The organism is Nostoc sp. C057 (assembly GCF_013393925.1).
Taxonomy (GTDB): Bacteria; Cyanobacteriota; Cyanobacteriia; order Cyanobacteriales; family Nostocaceae; genus Nostoc; species Nostoc muscorum_A.
In genome coordinates this window covers 19,340-39,977 of sequence record NZ_CP040283.1, presented here as the reverse complement: position 1 = coordinate 39,977, position 20,638 = coordinate 19,340, and the positions used below count along the sequence as shown (strand labels likewise).

At 42.7% G+C, this 20,638-nt stretch carries 15 protein-coding genes; 14 read left to right on the top strand and 1 reads right to left on the bottom strand.

Annotated features, from left to right (window positions below; translation table 11 throughout):
• The 8 genes from FD724_RS32945 to FD724_RS32910 all read left to right on the top strand — a co-directional run bounded on the left by FD724_RS32945 (position 1) and on the right by FD724_RS32910 (position 11,352).
• On the top strand, positions 1 to 633 hold the full coding sequence (locus tag FD724_RS32945; RefSeq protein WP_179075925.1) for a hypothetical protein: 633 nt from the start codon (positions 1 to 3) through the stop codon (positions 631 to 633).
• A 210-nt stretch (positions 634 to 843) separates the two neighbouring features.
• Positions 844 to 4,191 (top strand): hypothetical protein, encoded by a 3,348-nt coding sequence (locus FD724_RS32940; protein ID WP_256874664.1) that lies wholly within the window; start codon positions 844 to 846, stop codon positions 4,189 to 4,191.
• Positions 4,192 to 4,224: 33 nt separating this feature from the next.
• Positions 4,225 to 5,043, top strand: coding sequence for a hypothetical protein (locus FD724_RS32935; RefSeq protein WP_179075924.1), 819 nt, complete (start codon positions 4,225 to 4,227; stop codon positions 5,041 to 5,043).
• A 129-nt stretch (positions 5,044 to 5,172) separates the two neighbouring features.
• Positions 5,173 to 6,291, top strand: coding sequence for a hypothetical protein (locus FD724_RS32930; protein ID WP_179075923.1), 1,119 nt, complete (start codon positions 5,173 to 5,175; stop codon positions 6,289 to 6,291).
• Positions 6,292 to 6,734: 443 nt separating this feature from the next.
• Positions 6,735 to 7,466, top strand: a complete 732-nt coding sequence (locus FD724_RS32925) for a hypothetical protein (RefSeq protein WP_223278179.1) — start codon at positions 6,735 to 6,737, stop codon at positions 7,464 to 7,466.
• Positions 7,467 to 7,483: 17 nt separating this feature from the next.
• The gene (locus tag FD724_RS32920; protein ID WP_179075922.1) at positions 7,484 to 9,118 is read left to right on the top strand and encodes a TrbI/VirB10 family protein; all 1,635 of its coding nucleotides are present in this window, start codon (positions 7,484 to 7,486) and stop codon (positions 9,116 to 9,118) included.
• Positions 9,119 to 9,290: 172 nt separating this feature from the next.
• Positions 9,291 to 10,061, top strand: a complete 771-nt coding sequence (locus FD724_RS32915) for a hypothetical protein (protein WP_179075921.1) — start codon at positions 9,291 to 9,293, stop codon at positions 10,059 to 10,061.
• A gap of 157 nt (positions 10,062 to 10,218) precedes the next feature.
• On the top strand, positions 10,219 to 11,352 hold the full coding sequence (locus tag FD724_RS32910; RefSeq protein ID WP_179075920.1) for a S1 RNA-binding domain-containing protein: 1,134 nt from the start codon (positions 10,219 to 10,221) through the stop codon (positions 11,350 to 11,352).
• A 43-nt stretch (positions 11,353 to 11,395) separates the two neighbouring features.
• On the opposite strand, the gene FD724_RS32905 is transcribed toward FD724_RS32910, so the two are convergent.
• Entirely contained in the window at positions 11,396 to 14,029 is a 2,634-nt protein-coding gene (locus tag FD724_RS32905) for an ATP-binding protein (RefSeq protein WP_179075919.1), read from the bottom strand.
• A gap of 532 nt (positions 14,030 to 14,561) precedes the next feature.
• On the opposite strand from FD724_RS32905, the gene FD724_RS32900 reads away from it, so the two are divergent.
• The 6 genes from FD724_RS32900 (at position 14,562) to FD724_RS32875 (ending at position 20,555) form a co-directional block, all read left to right on the top strand.
• Positions 14,562 to 16,010 (top strand): ATP-dependent RecD-like DNA helicase, encoded by a 1,449-nt coding sequence (locus FD724_RS32900; RefSeq protein WP_256874662.1) that lies wholly within the window; start codon positions 14,562 to 14,564, stop codon positions 16,008 to 16,010.
• A 513-nt stretch (positions 16,011 to 16,523) separates the two neighbouring features.
• A complete protein-coding gene (locus FD724_RS32895) occupies positions 16,524 to 17,600 on the top strand; it encodes a hypothetical protein (RefSeq protein ID WP_179075918.1) in 1,077 nt (358 codons plus the stop codon).
• Between the two features lie 297 nt (positions 17,601 to 17,897).
• The gene (locus tag FD724_RS32890) at positions 17,898 to 18,344 is read left to right on the top strand and encodes a DUF1257 domain-containing protein (protein WP_179075917.1); all 447 of its coding nucleotides are present in this window, start codon (positions 17,898 to 17,900) and stop codon (positions 18,342 to 18,344) included.
• A 3-nt stretch (positions 18,345 to 18,347) separates the two neighbouring features.
• Positions 18,348 to 18,554, top strand: a complete 207-nt coding sequence (locus tag FD724_RS32885; RefSeq protein WP_179075916.1) for a DUF2997 domain-containing protein — start codon at positions 18,348 to 18,350, stop codon at positions 18,552 to 18,554.
• 130 nt (positions 18,555 to 18,684) lie between these two features.
• Positions 18,685 to 18,942 (top strand): hypothetical protein, encoded by a 258-nt coding sequence (locus tag FD724_RS32880; RefSeq protein WP_179075915.1) that lies wholly within the window; start codon positions 18,685 to 18,687, stop codon positions 18,940 to 18,942.
• On the top strand, positions 18,939 to 20,555 hold the full coding sequence (locus tag FD724_RS32875) for an AAA family ATPase (protein ID WP_179075914.1): 1,617 nt from the start codon (positions 18,939 to 18,941) through the stop codon (positions 20,553 to 20,555). Before FD724_RS32880 ends, FD724_RS32875 begins: the two co-directional genes overlap by 4 nt.
• Positions 20,556 to 20,638: the final 83 nt, after the last annotated feature.

Genomic DNA, 20,638 nt, shown 5'->3' with positions numbered 1-20,638 from the left:
ATGAACAACACAAAATCTCACATTTCTCAGTTCAAACTGCTGTCATCTCGAAAATTTTCAACCAACTTGAGAAACCTGAAAATCAACCGCACTGACTTACTTTTCATTTTACTATGTCTTGCGATTGGAATTTATTTGTTAGCTACCAAACCCATATTCGTCACTATTTTGGGATGTGCCACCATTGTTTTCTTGAGTATTGGGTACATAATTCGGACAGTACCAATTCTAGAAAAGTATTTAGGTAGAAAAATTCGTTTCTGGCATATTGTTGCCGCAATTATAACTGTTACCGCTTTACTCGATACCTTTACAACTCCAGCCCAAGCTATTTTCTTAAGCGGGTTAGAAAGCTTCTTCAACAATTTAGCCCAACAAAGTTCCCAAGCAGGAGGCGGTTCCACTAGTACTTTGGATGCCAACGTTGTTGGTTTGACATTCAACCTCATCCGAGGTGCATTCTTGCTGCTGGTTGCTGCTGCTTCTCTATTTGCCTATAACCAAGCACAGCAAGGTAACGACTGGCGGCCGATTGTTACTCAAGTTGGTCTAGCGTTCTCCATCGTAATTGCCATTGATGTTATCACTTTCATATTTGTCGGTAATGGCACAGGAACAACAGCCATCAGGTAAACCCAACTTGAATTTTATACGCATTAAATAAAAATTCAGAAGTCAGAAAACATTCGTCAGAATTCATCAGTGGGGGATGAGCATAGTTAGTTGGTCTAGACAACTTTGAGAGGTTATTGACAAAAAGAAAAGTCCTATTCTCCCCCTTATCTTCACTTGTCACTTCTTGGTTGACTGACTACTAATGCAGCACCAGAGAATTATACAAATATGGCACAAGACAATCGAGAATTCATCAAAGTAAATCGGATTCTAGGCAAGCAAGCCAGCATTGGGCCAATTCCGGCTGAACAGCTACTTCCTTGGATTGCCATCATTGTAGTTTGCTATGTTCTCACCAATGGTTTACTCAGTTTGGGTATGGGTTGGTTCTTTGCCACCTCGTTCTGGCTAATTATCAGTTGGTGGATTCTCACAGGCAAACAGCCCCATCAATTTTTAGATCGATGGCGTAATCCACCGGGAACAGAGTGGTGCAACAGTAACAGCATTTATATCTCACCGATTCCCGAATATCGACCCTGGTGGGTACGTCGGCGCTACGCAGACTCGCAAGTGCAAATACGATTCAAGCCGCTGATTGTACCGAATCAATATGGAGGCAAAAGTAAGCTCATGCCCTTCCAAAATGAGGTAAACATCTGCTGTATTGCAGAAATTAAGAAAGATGATCGTGAAGTGGCTGCCCTGTTATTGGATAAAGGCAACTCTCAGTATCAACTCGTGTTTGGGTTTCGCATCGCTGGACTGCATGACATACTCCATGAAAATGAGGTCAGCGAATTTGCCCACTCTATCGAAGAGGGTTTGAAAGAACTACCCCCCGGTGAAAAAATTACCTTTTGTACAGGCTGTTATAGTGATGATACTGAGTCATATCCCCTACAGACAGGCTCTACCAAGGGAGTACCCCACAAACGCCAAACCCCACTTACTGCCTTAGCAGACGATTGCCACTTGAAACCAGTTTCTGTGCTGCTTCGCAACGAGCAATTGCGGGTGGAACAACTCAAGGAAGCAGGTTCTCGCCAAATCTGGAATCAAATTGCCTTCTGTACTTGGACGAGCGATGATGAAGCTGGTTCACAGCAAAAGGATTTTGTGGGTGGACTGATTGAAAAATGTAGAAAATTCGGCTCTTGGGCAGTTGAACTGATTACGGGGAACAAACGCATTTACCAAGAGGAGTTTTTCAAAAAGCTTTTACTGCAAGGGTTTCAGCAAGGATTCATTCAGTGGGAATTGTTACTCAATACCAAAATTGGCTTAGAAGTAACACCTTGCAATGCTATAGATTTGTGGCAGTGGCTTTGGAATCGATTTAATGAGGGTGCAGCACCTCCTATTCCCCAAGTCATTACACTGAAGGAGACTGAAACGGGACTAGAGTTAACAGAAACCCTAACTACCGATAAACACATCTGTACATTACTGATTGAAGGACAACAGGGACGTTCTGCTTGTCCCGAACATCGGGGAGATAATGACCGAGTTTACTTGACAGGTAAAAGCAAGGTTTGTGGAGTCATGGTTGTAACAGATCCCCCCGTCGGTTGGTCTAATGCCCAAGAGCAGCTAAAGTGGGTTTGGAAAATTCTTGCTTCCAGCTACGTCCACGATACAGAAGCTTGGATTGAAATCAGCCGCAGCAATGACTTCTTAATCCAAGACAACCTGGCGCGTCAGGCAAAACAATCCAAAACAGCCCGCACTTTAGCCATAACCAAAGGACAAGGACGGGACGTTGGAGCGGAAATCAAACAGGAGGAATCCTTTGAAGCTCAACGACGACTTTATGAAGGGACAAAAGCGTTGCACTGTGCGCCTGTATTTCTAGTTTATCGTCACAGCGCCCAAGAGTTAACCCACGCTTGCAACTTATTGGCTAACAGTTTTGAGACTGCCAAAGTCATTCGAGAGCGTAATATTGCTTGGGAAATTTGGCTGCAAACCCTGCCGATTACCTGCAAATGGTTGCTGCACGGAGGTAATCTCAGCGAACGCAGAATAACTTTAGATACTCATACTGTAGCCGGGATTATGCCCCTAACTGTCCCCAAGGACATTGATAAACAAGGTGTGGAATTCCTTACCAGTCGTGGTGGTAAGCCTATTTATGTTGACTTATTTCACCAGCAGATTGGACGCGCTCTAATTACAGGTACTTCCGGCTCAGGAAAGAGCGTTTTGGGATGGCGCTTTGCTTTAGAGGCATTAGCGAACAATATTCCCGTTGTTGGTATGGATATCTCTGCCAGTGGTAACAGCACTTTCAAGACGGCGATTGAGCTTTTGGGCGAGCAAGGAGCATATTACGATATTTCCAGTGGCAGTAGTAACCTACTGGAACCGCCAGATTTGCGACGGTTCGACAAGTCAGAACGGGAACGGCGCATGGAATCTTGGAAGGATTTTATTCGCAAAGCATTAACAGCGATCGCAATGGGTAAAGTCGAAAACCCCCATCTAGCTCAACGGGTTGATGCTTTACTGGTCAAAGCTTTGGATGTATTTTTAAAAGACCCAGAAATTATTACTCGCTACAACCGAGCCTTTGAGATGGGCTGGCTTTCACCAGAATGGCAGCAGATACCCACGCTACCAGATTTCGTCAAGTTCTGCACTAGAGAGCGCCTTAATCTGAGATCCTTTGAAGACATTGACCGACAGGCACTCAACCAAATCCAAAATCAGGTTAGTGCTTTACTAGCATCTAGGTTAGGGAAAGCGATCGCTCGTCCCAGCACTTTTTCCCCATTACCAGCGATTAAATTCTTTGCCCTCAGTGGATTAAGTAACGAACAGGATGCTTACTTGATGGCAATTAACGCCCATAGTGCTTGTATCCGTAATGCCTTATCCCATCCTAAGAGTTTGTTTATTGGCGATGAGCTTTCCGTATTGTTACGTAAAGATGGCTTTGCCCAGATTATAGGCGAAACTTGTGCCACGGGAAGGAAAGAAGGCATTGCTGTTCTGCTGATGTCCCAAGACCCCGATACCATTTGCGAGTGTTCGACAGGCGCTCAAATTATGCAGAACATGACCTACCGGATTACCGGACGTATTACCAGTAGCGGTATTGCTTCTTTCCAACAATATCTAGGCTATCCCGTCAATATTATCAGTCAGAATGCAACTGAAGCATTTTTGCCCCGTACCAGCGACCTTTATTCCTGCTGGCTAGTAGAAACAGGTGGTAGATTCTGGCGTACCCGCTTTTATCCTGGCGAAATGATGTTGGCCAGTGTTGCCAATAACCAGGATGAACGGGAAGCACGAGAACGGGTGATGGCTCAGTATCCAGATACCGCCAAAGGCAATCTGTTAGGACTGAGAGCGTTTACAGATGCTTACATTCCTGCTTTGAAGGAAAACAGAGGGTTTAAGCATATTGGTCAAGAGATACATCAAACCGCAGCATTGCGCGATTGGCTACGCCCAGCCGTAAATCCTGCGGACAGCCTCCACCAAAGTGGAGCATCTCTGCAACAAGAAGGCGATCGCCCAGAGAATAACGATGGCCAACAGGCTGAAAGTAGCCTGATTGCAAGTTGATATATCTAGAAACTGCATTAAGGAAGGTGAATCATGAAATCTAAACTTACCTTTATCAGATTGATGGCACTAATTCTAATTTTTGAACTTGGTTCTATCGCCAGTCCAGCCCTTGCTCGCACTCAAGACAACGGTCGAGATCCGGTAGCTGCTACTGTTAGTAACAAAACTACTGGTAGTAGTATTTTCACCTCAGACACAGCATCTCAAATCAATGATTTTGTGGGAGATGTCAAAAATTTCGCTCAAAATGACCTATTTAATCCTCTTGGCAATCTGCTCAATTCTGCCTTGGGTGCAATTCAAATTCCAGATTTAAACAAAGTTTTGGCAGGAATCATGAACGGTTCTGCCAACAACGATCCTGGTGCCGTGCTGTCTGAAACTTTGGAGAACAAAACCAATGGTCAAAGCTCTTATGGTATCCGTGAAGACCTTGGTAAATATGCTACTAGAACAGTTGCCACAGAGATCGCTAATCAGGCTACTTTGAGCCAAGCAGCCCAAAGTCAGATGGCTCAAATTAAGCAAGCTACTCAACAAGATACTCAAGAAAACGTCAGCTTGGGTGAGGAATCCCAAAGTTTAGATGTCACCCAACAGATTTTGCAAAACCTATCCCAACAGACTGCCCTTAGCAGTCGCGTCAACGAGCGGATGCTTATTGAAGCCCAGCAAGCACGCATTGACAGGGCATTAAGTAACACCTTAACCGCTCAAACAGCCAAGGAACTTTCAGCCATCAATACTGCCGATCGCCGTAAGAGTGTTGCCGCAGGCAATGCTGCGACTCAACAGGCAGGCTTATTGATCATGCCTGGTGGCATTACCCTTGGTTCTGACAAGCAGTAGCTACCAATTGGAATCTTAGAGCTAGTACCGCCGTGAATTCAAAAGTCGAAAAGCTGATTAATCAACCTTTTTAGCTATTTCCGTAAGTCCTGTCAATTTTAGCTGCGATCGCTAACGCTTTCGACACTCATGATCCACATTATTGCTCAATCATTTCCAGTAACAGGCGGAGAATCCGATGCCCTAGAAATTATCTCCAGTTCTTTAGAACTTTCTCGCGCCACAGTTGAGTCGTGGAATACCGTCTGGCTAGTTACTTTAGATCCGCTCGGTTCGGCATTATGGATTGGCTTGATTAAATTGGGCATCACCTTGGGAGCCGCCAGCATCTTATTTGTGGCGCTAACCACTGGCAAAGAAATCATTGAAAAACAATCATGGTCAGAACTGGCATCAATCTTTGTTTGGCCTATCGTAATTATGATTTTCTTGGGGGCCAACGGCAATATGCTGGCGAAGACAATTACTGTTATCCGAGGCTTTGCTTACAACCAAGTGCAAAGCGTTCTTCAGCTTCAAGTTGGTGAACTAACATTTCGAGATGCTATTACCAATGTGGCAATTAGCAGTATCGCTAGACAACAGCTAGAAAACCTCTATAGCGAATGTCAAGGAAAAGTCGGTACAGAGTTAGTTGAATGCTGGAACTCAAAGCAAGCCCAGGCACAGGCAATTGTTACCAAAGCTGAAGAGCAAGCTAAATCTCCACTCCAACCACTACGAGATTTTGGTAGTTTTCTCTGGAATAGAACTTTACCTGGTCAAATCGGTACTGCTGTTCAGTTTGCCAATGATCCAGGTAGTGTGTTTCGAGATACTGCCATCCCCATCATTCGCTTTATCCTGTATGCCCTGCAATGGGGCTTTGTAAATATTTTGGAAGCTGCTCTGCTGCTGACGGCATTATTTGCACCGATCGCAGTTGGTTTATCTTTACTGCCATTACAAGGTCGTCCTATTTGGGCATGGCTCACAGGGTTTATTTCCTTGTTTGGTGTTCAACTTGGTTACAACATTTTAGTAGGTTTAGCAGCCGTCGTGCTGGTGAAATCTGGTGCGGAATTAGCATCTGATGTAGCATTTTTATGTTTCCTGAGCATCTTTGCACCAGTTTTGGCGGTATTGATAGCTGGAGGTGGGGGAATGGCTATTTATAACGGCATTTCTGCCAATGTCAAAGGCTTAATCGATATTTTTAGCAGTGCCATTGGAACTGCAACCAGTATTGCTTTACTCCGTAGGGGGTAATACCAATTTTGAATTTTAGATTTTAGATTTTGCGGAAAGTCTGTAGCAAGATCCCGCAGGGTGCGCCGACTTCCGCCTCTTTGTTAGCGCAGCGTAAAGACTGCGGCATAACTTCTCTACGAGATGCTAGCTTGCTTCCCCGCAGGGGTACGCTTAGAGCGACGGAGGAGCGTTACCGTCACTTTTCAAGACAGTCAATCACGGGAAAATCCCACAATCAAGGGATGAAAATCCTTATTCCCCTATTCCCTGTTCCCTATTTTCAAGCTAAACGGTCATGTGATAAATCACACAACGAGGGCATGAAAATTAACCTACCCTCATCCCTAGTCCCCAGTCCCTATTTTCAAAACAGGCATCAGAACTTTCCAAGACTAATTAAAAACCTTTAACACAGGGCTGTTCGGTGGATTTTCAAACAATACTACTTATGCCAATTTGGTATGACTCTGCAAATTAAACGACTTCAAGCTCCATTACTTCCAGAAGCCAAAAACCTCCTAGCTGTTTGCTTTATCTGCCTAACTGCATTTAACGGTCTGATATTTTTGTTGACTCTATTCACCGCTTTCAGGGTCAATAAAATTGCCGATCGCAAAACGACCTTTGCCCAATTGGTAAATGGCGAAACAATCTACATTTCCGAGCAAGACCGCAACTGGCGTTATCCAGCTGTAATTCAAAAAGTAGTTAGTGACTGGACAACCCTAACATTTAACTGGGATGACAAACTCACTGGCACTAATCAACCAGACCAAGGCATTCAAGTTGGTAGAAATGGGCGCATTCCCACAAATACTTGGTTTGCTTCCCTGCTACTAGAACCGGAATTTGCCAAAGCTTCTCTACCGAAGATTGCCGAATTAGTTCCTACTAGCTTCTTTTCAGGTCAACTGCGTAGCACCACTATTATTTCCTATCTGTCAGAACCAAGAGCAGTACGACCTGGGGAATGGGAAATAGACATGATTGCTACCCGTATCTTAGTTGACCGTACTACTGGTAGAGATGAGCGTATTCCTTTTAACCGCACTTTTACCGTCCAAGCAGTGGAGATTCCCCGATCTCCTTTAGGTAAAGATGCCCCCCTGGTAGAACAGAAAATTTATGAAGTGCGATCGTCTGGACTGCAAATTACCAAGATGGTTGAGTTCAATTCTCAGCAACGACGCTAAAGGAAAAGGGTAGAATTATGACCAATTCAAATCAAAACCATGAATTTGACTACCGAAACGAGAACTCTGCTGATTATTCGTCAGAATTCAACAGTATTAACGGCAATCATCGCTCTAACCAAGCCACTTTGGTTGCTGATGATGATATCAGCCCTGAAGAGGAGCAGTTGTTGGCAGGTTATAACCCTACCGCAAGTCACCTCATTTCTGAAGAATATCGCTTGAAACAAGATGCAGAAGGAGCAGTAGAGCGACCGTTAGCAGAAAAACCTAGTGTTCGACTAGGTTCAGTAGTTGCCTTAGTGGGAATGGTTATTGGCTCTGTAGCACTGATCTGGTTTGGATTTCTCCAACCGAAACCTCCTGTCAAACAAGTAGTCCAAACCCCTACTACATCTCCAAAAGACGAACCAGTTTTAGATGAATCTGCCGAACTTAAAAGCAGATTAGCCTTTCAAGACCAACGACAACAACTCAAAGTAGAACCTGTTGCGGCTAAATCCCCAAGTCCAACCCTACAAAATAAATCCAAACCAACGCCATCTCGACCTCAAGAGACTTTTTCACCGCGCACAACTCCTACATCACGCACAACACCAATAACTCCTGTAAGAATTTCTCAACCTGCGCCCCCAGTAGTGCGGTATATTTCTCGAAATCCTGTAAGTTATCAAGCTTCACCACCAAGACGACAGCCTGAAAGTAATGTCGATCCTTTCCAGCAGTGGAGTCAACTAGCTAGTCTGGGACAGTCGCAAATCGGTAACTCTAAAGTAGCTGAAACTCAGTCAGAAGTTGCTCTTAACACTCAAACTCCAACAGGCTTGAAATCAACAGCTAGGACATCCATTTCCACTCCTGAAGACCCTGGTATTCAAACAGTTTTAATTGGCTCCAAAAGCACTGACAGTAAAACTGATAACTTGACTCCAGGAATGGTAGGTATCCTCAATCGCACCCCTGTAGCTACAACCAATCTCAATGTCAATGAAACTAAAGAGGTAGCGCTGGGTACATCTGTCCCAGGTAGAATTATCATGCCGATGATTTGGGATCAGGGAGGGAATAATCCCAGCGATCGCTTTGCTATCGAGTTAAACAAACCTCTCACAGCCACAGATGGCACGGTGGCACTCCCGGCTGGTACTGTTTTAGTAACGAAAACAGTGGCAGTAGGTAAAAAGAATAACTTAGTATCTGCTAGTGCGATCGCGCTTATTTACCCTGACTCCCAAGGCACAATCAAACAGGAAACCATTCCGGCTGAGACTCTGTTAATTCGCGGTAGAGGACAGCAACCGTTAATTGCTAAAAAGCTGAATGATGTGGGGACAGATATTGCCCAACAAGATTTATTAGTTGGATTACTCAGTAGTTTGGGTAAGGTGGGAAGCATAGTGAATCAACCCCGCACTCAATCTAGCACTGTTGTTTCTAGTGGCACTTTTAACCAAAGTACTATTACTAGTAACTCTAATCCTCAGATTTGGGCGGCGGCGCTAGAAGGCTTTTTTAGTCCAGTCAGTGAACGTCTGTCTAGACGCTCTGACCAAGCAGTGCAGGAATTGCTACAACGTCCCAATATCCAGTTTTTACCTGAAGGTACAGAAGTCTCGGTTGTCGTCAATAGTTTTTTGAAAGTTGAAAGATGATACCAATTTGGTATAATAGCCAGCAATTTAAAATTCAAACAGATTGAAGTCGAGTTATCTACAGCATTCTGGCTATTGAATAGATACAAACTGAACGTTCTACAACTTAATCTTTGAGATTACTAGAACAGTTTATAAGTCAAAACTTCTAGTCCAAAATTCTTTCATTGGTATGAAACAATTTGCCACTCTTGTTATTGCTAGCACTACAATACTGTTTGGGGTGACGATACCTTTTGTACAGGCACAAGCACAAACTCCTACATATCGCTTGATTGAACGGGATATGGCTGCAAGCAATAGGATTCAGGTTCAAATTACTCCAGGACGTGCTACGCCCATTAGCTTCACTCAAACCGACGAGGCGATCGCCTACATTTTGGTAGCAGACCCTTCACGACTCGTCTACACCACAGATACAGATTTAAAAAGCGGACGCGCTACAACCATTTTTCTGAGGGCAATCCAACCGTTAAAGTTTCCAGGGGCTACCACTACTGCCATTACTAACTTACTTGTCCAAACTGTAGACAAAACGGGACAAAAACGACTCTACAACTTCGATATCGTTCCAGTGCGTAGAAACACTGGGTATGTTGGTATTCAGATTGCAAATGCGATTACCTCTGGCACTGCGCCAAGACGCGGAGTGGCTTCTGAAAGTAGTGGAATTGCTGGTCAGCAGACACTATTGATAGATAAAAATCGCAGAGCTAGAGTAGATGATATTGAAACCGGGCTGAGAATTGCTATTAATCGGGGTTACACCAACAAAAGCGATCCAGTTGTTCCTAAAGTGCAGCAAGTTTTATCTCTATTGCGAAATAGCAGAGTAACAATCCCAGAAGCAGCTACATCTGTTGGTGTTCCAGTTGAGGTTATTTCTGAATTAGGAAGAATCGCCTTAAATGACCGTTTACTCAGACTAGGACAGCAGCGCTAGAGGTGATGCACAGGGGAAAATAGAAAGGAAGTTAACAACTCTCAAATAGTTGACAATAGTGTTAACAAGCCGCTAAAAACCACAATATTGGTACGTATCTTTGTGAGAGTGCTAAATTGATTTTGTCTGTAAGTGATAGCGATATTTTTTTGAATCAATGAGAGTGACCTTTACCCAATCCTCCAATGAAGGTGTTTTCAGAGGATGGATTTTGCTCCGCATAGAAGCCAATGATATTTGCACCCAAATTTGGACATCATCTACATTCAATCCTTATAAAGAACTGTATATTTGGCTGGGGCAAATTCGAGACTCCCAACTACCTGCCAAAATGATAATAGATGAGGAAGGTCATGGAGTAGAGCTTATAGCTGAGTATTTGAGCGATCTATTTGTGCAATTCCGTATTGAGCCGTGGATGTGTGGGAATGATACTACAACACGTCTCAAGATTGCTACTGAGCCTTGTCAATTGATCGAGGCTTTTCATGATGGAGTCATCAAATTTCTTAAGGATGAGTATCAGCCATCACAATGGTCGTATATTGATGATCTGAGCAATACAAATTGGGGATCTCTACTCAAGCCATCTAATATTTCTGGTGAAAATTGGCGAATACGTTTAGCAATGTACTGGGGAGGACGTGGCACCGTTCCTGAAACCGGACGTGAAACCGTATGGAACCAACTCACCCTAGAACAACAATGGCTGGTAATCCTACATGATGTACTGCTATGGACTACACAATTAACAGCTAACGGTCAAATCACAGAAGCCTATGCACTTGTCAGCTTCTACAAAAATCTACCAATCGATCTTGCTTTAGGTGAATTTGATGCAAGTTGGTATGAGAAGCGAAGAATTGAGTTAAACAAAAAATATGGACTGTGTGAGTACTCTATAGAAAGACGAACACCTAAGAATTGCCGTTCTTCAGCAAAGGCGAGGTTGAAAACGCTTAAGCTTGGTCAACTTGTAGATGGCACTATCCGTGGAATTAAACCGTATGGTGTCTTCGTTGATATTGGGGGATATTATGCGCTATTACATATCAACGCAATTTCTCAACTAGCTATTAATCATCCAGAGGAGGTCTTTCAAGTTGATGACTGGATTAGAGCAATGATTGTCTGGATTGATGTTGAAAAAGGGCGAGTATCACTCTCAACTAGCGATTTAGAGACTGAACCGGGTGATATGTTAAGAGACCCGTTGGGTGTGTATGAAAAAGCAGAAGAAATGGCAGACAAGTACTATCAGAACGTCTTGTCAAAGTTGGAGGCTGAGTAGTGCAGGCTAATAGCATGAATTTAATTATATCAATTAGTATGGATCAAGTTTTTAATACCTGAATGATCTTGTCCACAAGTTCCATTGGCTCAATTGGCTTGGCAATAAAAAGTTGAAACCCTGCTTTTAAAATACGTTGCTCATTTTTGGCTTCAGCAAAAGCAGTGAGAGCGATCGCTGGAATTTGTCCCCCTTGCTCTATAGTGCGGGAGCGAACCTGACGAATCAAGGTAAAGCCATCCTCATCTGGCATACTGATATCACTAATCAGTAGAGCAGGCGATTGCTGTTCTAAAAGTGCCAACGCTTCTTTTACTGATGCTGCCCCTAATACATCTGCCCCGGCGCTCTGGAGGACAGTCTGCATTAACATCCGAGCATCTGCATCGTCATCCACAACCAGAATGCACAAGTTCTGCAATTGGGCAATTTCCTTATTCCCATGCAGCAATTCTCCTAGTACTAGTTCATCATTACTCAACTGCTTTGTCATTGTCACGATAGGTAGTCTCACCGTGAATGTCGAACCCTTGCCGAATCCTGCACTGGCTGCTGTGATATTGCCATTGTGGAGTTGTACTATGTAATGAGCGATCGCAAGTCCTAACCCTAATCCACCAGCAGAACGAGTAGTGGAAGCATCACGCTGACTAAACCGCTCAAAGACGAATGGTATAAACTCTGCTTCTATGCCCCTCCCTCGATCGATAACAGTAATCTGAGCTTGAGACTCAACTTCCTCCAACCTGACCTCTACACTTTCATTCTTGGAACTAAACTTGATTGCATTTGAAAGCAAATTCCAAACTACTTGTTGTAAACGAATCGCATCACCTAAAACCTTGGACACAGCATCAAGATGTAACTGAATTTGAATGCCCTTTGTTTCGGCTGACAATCGAATAGTATCTGCTGCTGACCGAATTACACTTGCTAAATCAACAGATTCGATTTCCAAATTCATCTCGCCCTTCTGCATCCTAGCCAGATCCAACAAATCGTCAATTAAGCGAACTTGTAGACGGGCATTCCGCTCAATCGTTTCCAGTCCCTCAATTTTCAGTGCTTCATCCATCTCAGATTCAGTTAGCAATAGTTGCGCCCAGCCGTGGAGATTATGCATGGGAGTACGTAATTCATGAGACAAAACAGCGACGAATTCATCCTTGACTCGATTTATTTCTGCTAGTTCCTCAGTCTTTTGTCTCAGTTCTTCCTCTACACGCTTTTGTTCACTGATATCAATGCCGATTAAAAATGCGGCTTTGTTCTGGTCATATTTTTGAGCCACAATTAAATAACTACGATCTGCGCTTATGGATCTCAACTCATATAGTGCTTCAGATTGATCTCCAGCAAAGAAATTTTGCACGAACTCACGAAACCCATTACCACTAGCTAAGAAGCCAATATCCTGACCAACAAAAGCTTCGGGAGGCAAATTAAAACTATCAGCTAAGTGCTTGTTGACACCTAGATAGCACAAATCGGAACTGACCCAAGATACAATTCCAGGTACAGCCTCCAGTACAGTCTGCAACTGATCTCTAGCAGCTTGCAATTTTCTTTCTGCCTGGTTGCGCTGGGTAATATCTAGAAATACACTTACACACCCCCGCACTTTTCCATCTTCATCAAATAAAGGGGCAGCATACTGCGACAGGTTAATTCTCACACCATCATCACGAACCACCTCAATCTCAGAATCCAGTATTTCCACACCATGAGTGGTAGCATATTGCATAGCCAGTTCTTTTGGAGCTAGTTCTCTGCCATCCTGGTAAACTTTAAAGTTAGTTGGACGTTCATCATTAGGAGCGCTGAGAGAGGCATTTGCGTCAACAGGTATGCCAAGCAGTTTGGCAAGAGCCGGATTAGCTCGAATAGTTCGGCATTCTGGATCTTCTGCAATGCCAATGCCAGTTGGAATCACCTCTAACAAAGTTTGTAGTTCTTTAACTCGTCGATTTAAAGCTTGGTTTAACTTGATAATTTTTGCTTCTGCTTGTTTGCGGTTCGTAACGTTTTGGAAGATTGCCAAGCCAGTCAGAATTTTGCTATTTTCATCTTTAACTGGAAAAGTTTGTACTAGATAAACTTGATTGTTATAAGGAATTTCAATACACATTGGAGTACCCTGTAAGGTACTACGGTAAGCTGGTTCTATCAGTTCGTAAGTCTCAGGGAGAACAGTTTCGTGCAGCGTTTTACCTTGGAACTCTTCTTTTGGTAAACCAAAAATTTGCAGTTCTGTACCCTCAGCACCCATAAAGCGCATATCTCGATCAAAGAGAAAAACTACTCCATTGGGTAGATTTTGGGTTAATGTTCGGTATAGTTCCTCACCTTGGCGAAGTGAACGCTGACTCTGTAATAAATCTTTTAGATTGATTTGGGCTTCTGTTTTATCAGTATCTGACTGCTGTTTACTTGACTGGAAGTTATCAGTTAGCGCACTGATTAATAGACCCTCGATAACAAATAATACAAATTCCAGACTATCGAGAGTAGAAGATGGATTTGTAAAAAAGTAATGACTAGCTAAAGCAGCCAAAAACACTGATGTCAATCCTGAAATGATACTACCGTACCAAGTACTTATAGCGATCGCAATCAGCCACAAGCTGAAAGAATTTGTAATTCCGGTTAGATGCTCTAGTCCCAGCTTTACTAGCAAGGTTACTCCCACACTGAAAAATGCAATCCTGTAGGGCAGGTATTTTTGTTTGATAAATAACATAGAGATGGGAGCAACGGGATGGGATTTTGTAAGTCCGGATAAAAAAACGAGCGATGTCTACGGCAGGCCACGCCTACACTAAAAACTATTTTCAGTGTAATAAAATATTTAGTATATTTAAATACGTAGTAATGCGTAATTAGGTCTAATGTATGGTGACATGCGCGAAAATTTGTAATGACAAGAATTCAAGTAGGATTTCCGAGTAGCAATAATTTTAAGATTGAAGATGTTTACCTTTATGGAAAAATATATATGTGCAATTTCAGATTTAACTAAATCATCTGAATCTTAAACAACGTTGGCGTTGCATAAATGCGGCATTAATTGGCGGTTTAAACCATTGAAAATTTGTTCCAAATTGTCCGGAATTATCCCATGATTCAGCAACGCCAAAACTTTTAATATATTGATTTCTGATGATGCCGAATGGATATAGAAACATATATTCCTCAAACCAGAAGGAGTATTGTTTTTCGGAGAAGTAAAACCAACAGCTATCGCTGCATTGAGTGGATCAATTAATATAATTAGCGAAGCGATGATGATCCAAACACTTCCTACTTTCGCTGCAACAGGTTCTTTTCCATTTCAACTCACCCAACAGCAGCAAAAAGCTTTAGATGCAATGTGGACATTTATACAGCCAACTGTGATGGCTGCTTTATTTCTGCTGGTTGGCTATGCTGGAACTGGCAAGTCAACTATTGTTTTCCAACTAGTTAAAGTTCTTGTCGCTGCGGGTAAGCGAGTTGTACTGACTGCACCCACTAATAAAGCTGTAGGTGTGCTGCAACGCATGGCGGCAGAAAATGGCGTAACTGGCGTAGAATTCTTCACCATTCACCAGTTGTTAGGACTGGGTATGGTAACTAGAGGTAAAGAGAAAGTACTTGACCAAACTGGGCCTTCTTATATCAATCTATTTGATGTTGTCTTTATTGATGAATGTTCCATGATTGGCAAACAACTCTGGCGCTGGATTGAGGATGTTGCTAACCAATCATCCACCTGGACAAAAATCAAAATTATTCTCATGGGCGACCCAGCACAGTTAAATCCAGTTAATGAAGGAAAATCCCCCAGTTTTCAAGTACCAGATAAAGCAGTATTGACTCAAGTTGTGCGTCAGGGAACTGGTAGTCCTTTGTTAGAGTTTGTCACTGCTTCTCGCTATGCAGTCACCAAGAGCAAGTTTCCTTTTGAGCCTTATGCCAAATATCTACCTGATAAAAGTAATGGGGCGCTGATGGTTAAACGTCAAACTTTGCTGCATTATGCCTGCAAAAAGATGAAGAGAGAATTTGCTCAAAACCCAGATTGTTTCCGAATTTTGTCCTGGACTAATACTCAAGTTGACTTTTACAATCATCAGATTCGCACACATTTATATGGTGAAAATATCAATCGCTTTATTCCTGGAGAGAGATTAATCACCAGAGAGCCTGTGATGGCTCCTGATGGTAAAACTACGATTCTTTCTACATCTACAGAGTTTACTGTTTTAGATGTTTTTGGGGATCGTTACAACAACTATGATACTTGGAGGTTAAAGGTAGAGACAGATGAAGGGATTGTGCGTCAAATCTATGTTCTGCATGAAGATGAGCAAAAACAATTTGACCAAGAAACCAAACGTTTACTCAAAAGTGCCAAGCGTAATCCCTTTCTGTGGAAGCAGTACTACAAACATTCAGAGCAGTTTGCTAACATCAGAAACTGCTTTGCATTAACTGTTCACAATAGCCAAGGTAGCACTTTCTTAGAAGCGGGTATTGATGGTAAAGATTTGAGTAAGCGACTTTATCCAGAACGAGGAGATGACAGTAAGGCAGTCCAGGCAAAGATTAGAGAGTTTAATCGTTTGTACTATGTTTCTAGCTCACGGGCTAGACAACGGATATTAGTTATCCGGTAATAATTGTGTATAGCAATCTCGACACAAAATTCCGATTAATCATTCGTCAACAATTCCGATTAATCATTCATGAACAATCAGAACCCCGATTTATTAGATAAATCGGGGTTCTGTGCCTTGTAATTTTCACAAATCAAATAAGCTAATGAGCATTTAAGTTGCATGAAAGCAGGGCTTAAGCCCTTACTACAAGCGAATAAATCTGGAAAAATAAATGACGATTAGCTTATGATTGCTAGATTATGAAATCGAGATAGATAATGTATTATTAAACGTTTGCTCACTTTAATAACTGCTTAATAACTATATAAATCCTGTCTTTTTTTTACAAAAATTCGGCTAATAATCTGATTATAGCAGCTTTTTATTCTCCAATAATTTTGAAAGCTTATCTAGATTTAGTAACTACTTAAATGATTTTTATGAATAAAATTCTAGCTAAATTTAGTAGCAAAAAGGTAAAGCTTTCGCTTTATTTTACTGAGGTAAAAAACATTATTCTTCCTAGTAAATGTGGTACAAGCAGTGATTACCAATTCAACCGAAACTTTTCTAAAAGACGCTGTTGTTGAAAGATATAACATCTCTAAATTGAATAAAACTCGCATCCGTTTCAAGATTCAGTTAAAGAAGACAACCAAGAGTAATGCTCCAAAATGGACAGATGTTCTCAAATATTCTCAAGATGAACAAGAATCTGACTTAGTGAAGGTTACAACCTCAGAAGTTGGTTTAAAGGGCATCAAAGTTTTCAAAGCTTTAGACGAAGCAGCAAACCAATTAAGGCAAGAAATTTCTTCAGTCCAAGAATGGATGAATTATGACAATGGTGATTGGATTTGTTCTATAGACTTAGCGCCCTTGGTCTGGAATCAACTAATCGGAATTCGAGATAATATTGCACCTGTTTTACGCACTCAACTGAAAGAAGAGTATGAAAAGGGGTACACAGACTATCAAGAACGTATTGACAAATTTCTCTCACTCAATGCTTGGCAGTTATCTATAGAACAACAACAAGAAGTTAAGCAGAACTTAGCCAAAGCTTTTCCCTGTTTAGAGGAACTAGAGGACTATTTACAAGTAGTAATTGGTCGTCCTGTCATTATTCCCGCCATCAGTGAACAATTGTCAGAGAAACAAGCTGAATGCTTAGGGCAAATAACTCGATTTATCGAACAGTATGACAAAAATTTAGAACAAACACTGAGGGAATCAGCGATCGCAGGAGGAGAACAACTAGCAGCCCAGTTGCTCGAAGATTTGAGTAATTGGGAACCAGGACGCAAGCCAGTCAACTTCAAGAAGAAGATGGAACGCCATTTCAAAAAAGTCCAAATGCTTTTGGCTAACGCCAGTTTTGAAGCAGGTAGCAGCCTTGAACAAATGATGACTCATCTAGAAAATGTTCTCGAAAACGCTTCTGTGGATGCTAAAAAGCTGGATTCACAAGGGCGTTCTCAGTTGCAGGGAAAAATGGATGAAATTTGCTCCAAGCTTCTGGATGAACAACGCCATCTCCAACGATTAGCAAGTGATGAGGGTATGGGCTTAACCAGAGCTACAGCGATGTCTCTCAAACTTCGCTAGAAAAAACAATCAAGAACGTGTCTGTATCGTCCTTGATCGAAAACGAGGTGTGGGGGAGCCACTGCGGTGGACGGGTTTCCCGACTTGTACCCCTACGGGGAAGCAAGCTACGTGCAGCGTCTCCCCTTGGGAGAGGCGACTGGCGTCAAGTGGCGTTGTAGAGGAAAACAATACGCCCACACTTCCCAAGCTTGCTACGGAACTAAGAGGGGAAGTGATAGGTAGGAACTTTTTGCTTCCTTGTCTATCACCACTGTTCGCATTAATTTACGAGTCCACAGTATTTAGAGGTAGGAAATGTCACATTTTTCAACTGTCACTACAAAACTAACTAACCGTGAATGTTTAGTACAAGCTCTACAAGATTTGCAGCTTACCGTCCAAGTTTATGAAAAACCACAATCGCTGAGAGGTTATTACGACGACTCCCAAGGACAAAGTGCTGAGATTGTTGTCCCTGGTCGTAGTTTAAGTGTCCGTGCAGATATCGGGTTTAGGTGGGATCAGGAGGCAGGGGTGTATCAACTTATCCATGATGCCTATGAAACTGTACCCCGACTAGGAGAAGACTTCTTTTCGCACACCCTAATACAAGCCTACGGACAGAAGATGGTTCGCGCTAAAGCAGCTCAGTTACAAGAACATCTGGGAGAATGCACCATCACAGAACAAACCAATGGTCAGGTACATACCCTGCGCCTTGCATTTTCAGCACATCAGCAAACCCAACAAGTTCGGAGATAATTTATGGAACGGGCAATCTTGATACATTTTGACACTGCTACAGGTGAAGTAAAAATAGAAGCCGAGGGATTTGAGGGATTGTCGTGTCTAGAAGCAACCCAACCCTTTGAGGAAGCTTTGGGTATAGTGCAAGGCGATCGCATTTACAAACCAGAATCTCAGCAACAGCTTCGTAGCATCATTACTCATCAACAACGACTGTACCAATAAATGATGACAAGAGAGACAAGGGAGAGATATCTTCAATAACTCCTCCTTATCCCTCATCTAAACGTGCCATTCCACCAATAAACATTTGATGGGGGGATTTTGCTCGTCCCCCCGCACAATTAATTTTTCTATGAGCGAACTACCTGAAGATTATCCGATGCTCCATATTTACCCCTCAAAAGGAGCGCGGCAACCAGTAATTCTCAAAGGAAACGCGGAAGGACTGTGCGCGCTACTCAATGCCCTAATTTCCGCGATTGCTCATCCAAATTCTTCTGGAGTTGCTGAAGTGTTTAACGGCGATGCCGAAGTTTACGAAGTAGTCGTGCATCTTGTTACCACTCACGAAAAACTTTCTCCCGTACCCGATCAAAATTCGCAACAATGAAACTATCAAACTTGATTACCACCATTGATTCTCAAATACCCATCGTGGCAATAGATGTTCTGTCCCCCGAAGAAGCCACTATCATTCAGTGGTTAACTACTGAAGTGATGGACAAACTTAACAGTCCTGTATACTTCTGGAATTTGGGAGTTTCCGGCTTGGAGCAATGTCTGATTGCTGACGACGGTGGACTAGTATTCAAATCAGTCGAGACGTATAAAAAGCCTCATAACATAGACCCTTTAATATATGTGTTCGAGTACATCAATAATTTTGGTAGTAATGGAGTTTTTATCCTGGGAGATGTTCACCCTTTTGTGGGTAGAAACTCCCTGCAATTGAGTTGGGAAATCCTCACCAGAGTAAAAAATTTGTACCATCGCCTCAAACCGACTGAAAAGCGAATTGTATTTTTAGGTCAAAACATTCAACTGCACGAATCCCTGCTGAGACTAATTCCTTGCTGTGAAGTTCCTTTGCCCAGCATTGAGCAAATTCAAGACCACTTAGAATCATATTTACTATACTTGCAAGAATCTGCCAGTGAGCAAGAGGTAACTTTTACCGTATCTCTCACCACTGAAGATAAAGAAACCTTGGCAAGGGCAGCTTTAGGCTTGACGCTGGAGGAAATTAGCGACTTTCTGCGGCTGACTGTTAAAGAGCGATTAACTTCTAAAGGTATAGTAATTGATACTATGGTCATCCCTTTGGTTGTCGAATACAAAACCCGCCTACTGTCTCAAATGGGTATTGAATTGGGTAAATTGGCGACCATACCCTTTGGTGGTTTGGATTTATTGCGGGATTGGTTGCAACGCCGCAGCCGATTATTTTCTCAAGAAGCGCGATCGCTAAATCTACCCCAACCTAAAGGTGTGCTACTGGCAGGGCCACCAGGGACGGGTAAATCGATAGTAGCAAAGAACATTGCAACCATACTCAACCTTCCACTGCTGCAATTAGACATTGCATCAATGCTTGGTAGTCTGGTGGGAGAATCTGAGGGCAATGTCCGCCGCGCACTCAAGACTGCTGAAGCTATTGCACCCTGTATTTTGTGGATTGATGAGGTCGAGAAAGCACTTTCAGCTAATGGGGATACCTCTGGAGTCTCACAAAGGATTCTGGGGAATATACTCACTTTCATGTCTGAATGTACGGCGGGGGTGTTTGTGGTGGCAACCTGTAATGACCCAACAGCGCTGCCTATTGAGTTCAAGAGGAAAGGGCGGTTTGATGAGAATTTCTTCGTTGACCTGCCTACTGAGTTGGAACGTTGCCAGATTCTCAAGATTCATTTGGAACGGTTTGGTATAGAAGTTCCACAGGAATATTTAGAGGCGATCGCTGCTAGCACCGACAAGTTTAGTGGTGCTGAGTTGGAAACCCTGGCATCAGAAGCAGCTCTACTGGCTTTCGATGAGGGAAGACCTCAGCAGGTCACACTGGCTGATTTAGAAAATTGCCAACAAAACATCACCCCGTTAGCTGTTCAAGATGCTGCTGCTGTTGAGCGGATGCAGTCTTGGTCAAAGATTGCCCGACCAGCTTCCAGTCCTGTGCAGGTGTCTAAGAAAGGTCTTCGTACTTCTAGGTTCCGTACTAATTAGGTATTCCCAAATTAGTAATAATTTGAAGCTTTTGTCAAATGAACATCTGTTGTTGAGATATTCATTTGACATGGCAATACTTT

Bases quoted from the DNA above. Each gene is read 5' to 3' on its own strand.
- FD724_RS32945 (WP_179075925.1), top strand. From the start codon at position 1: ATGAACAACACAAAATCTCACATTTCTCAGTTCAAACTGCTGTCATCT.
- FD724_RS32940 (WP_256874664.1), top strand. From the start codon at position 844: ATGGCACAAGACAATCGAGAATTCATCAAAGTAAATCGGATTCTAGGC.
- FD724_RS32935 (WP_179075924.1), top strand. From the start codon at position 4,225: ATGAAATCTAAACTTACCTTTATCAGATTGATGGCACTAATTCTAATT.
- FD724_RS32930 (WP_179075923.1), top strand. From the start codon at position 5,173: ATGATCCACATTATTGCTCAATCATTTCCAGTAACAGGCGGAGAATCC.
- FD724_RS32925 (WP_223278179.1), top strand. From the start codon at position 6,735: ATGACTCTGCAAATTAAACGACTTCAAGCTCCATTACTTCCAGAAGCC.
- FD724_RS32920 (WP_179075922.1), top strand. From the start codon at position 7,484: ATGACCAATTCAAATCAAAACCATGAATTTGACTACCGAAACGAGAAC.
- FD724_RS32915 (WP_179075921.1), top strand. From the start codon at position 9,291: ATGAAACAATTTGCCACTCTTGTTATTGCTAGCACTACAATACTGTTT.
- FD724_RS32910 (WP_179075920.1), top strand. From the start codon at position 10,219: ATGAGAGTGACCTTTACCCAATCCTCCAATGAAGGTGTTTTCAGAGGA.
- FD724_RS32890 (WP_179075917.1), top strand. From the start codon at position 17,898: ATGTCACATTTTTCAACTGTCACTACAAAACTAACTAACCGTGAATGT.
- FD724_RS32885 (WP_179075916.1), top strand. From the start codon at position 18,348: ATGGAACGGGCAATCTTGATACATTTTGACACTGCTACAGGTGAAGTA.
- FD724_RS32880 (WP_179075915.1), top strand. From the start codon at position 18,685: ATGAGCGAACTACCTGAAGATTATCCGATGCTCCATATTTACCCCTCA.
- FD724_RS32875 (WP_179075914.1), top strand. From the start codon at position 18,939: ATGAAACTATCAAACTTGATTACCACCATTGATTCTCAAATACCCATC.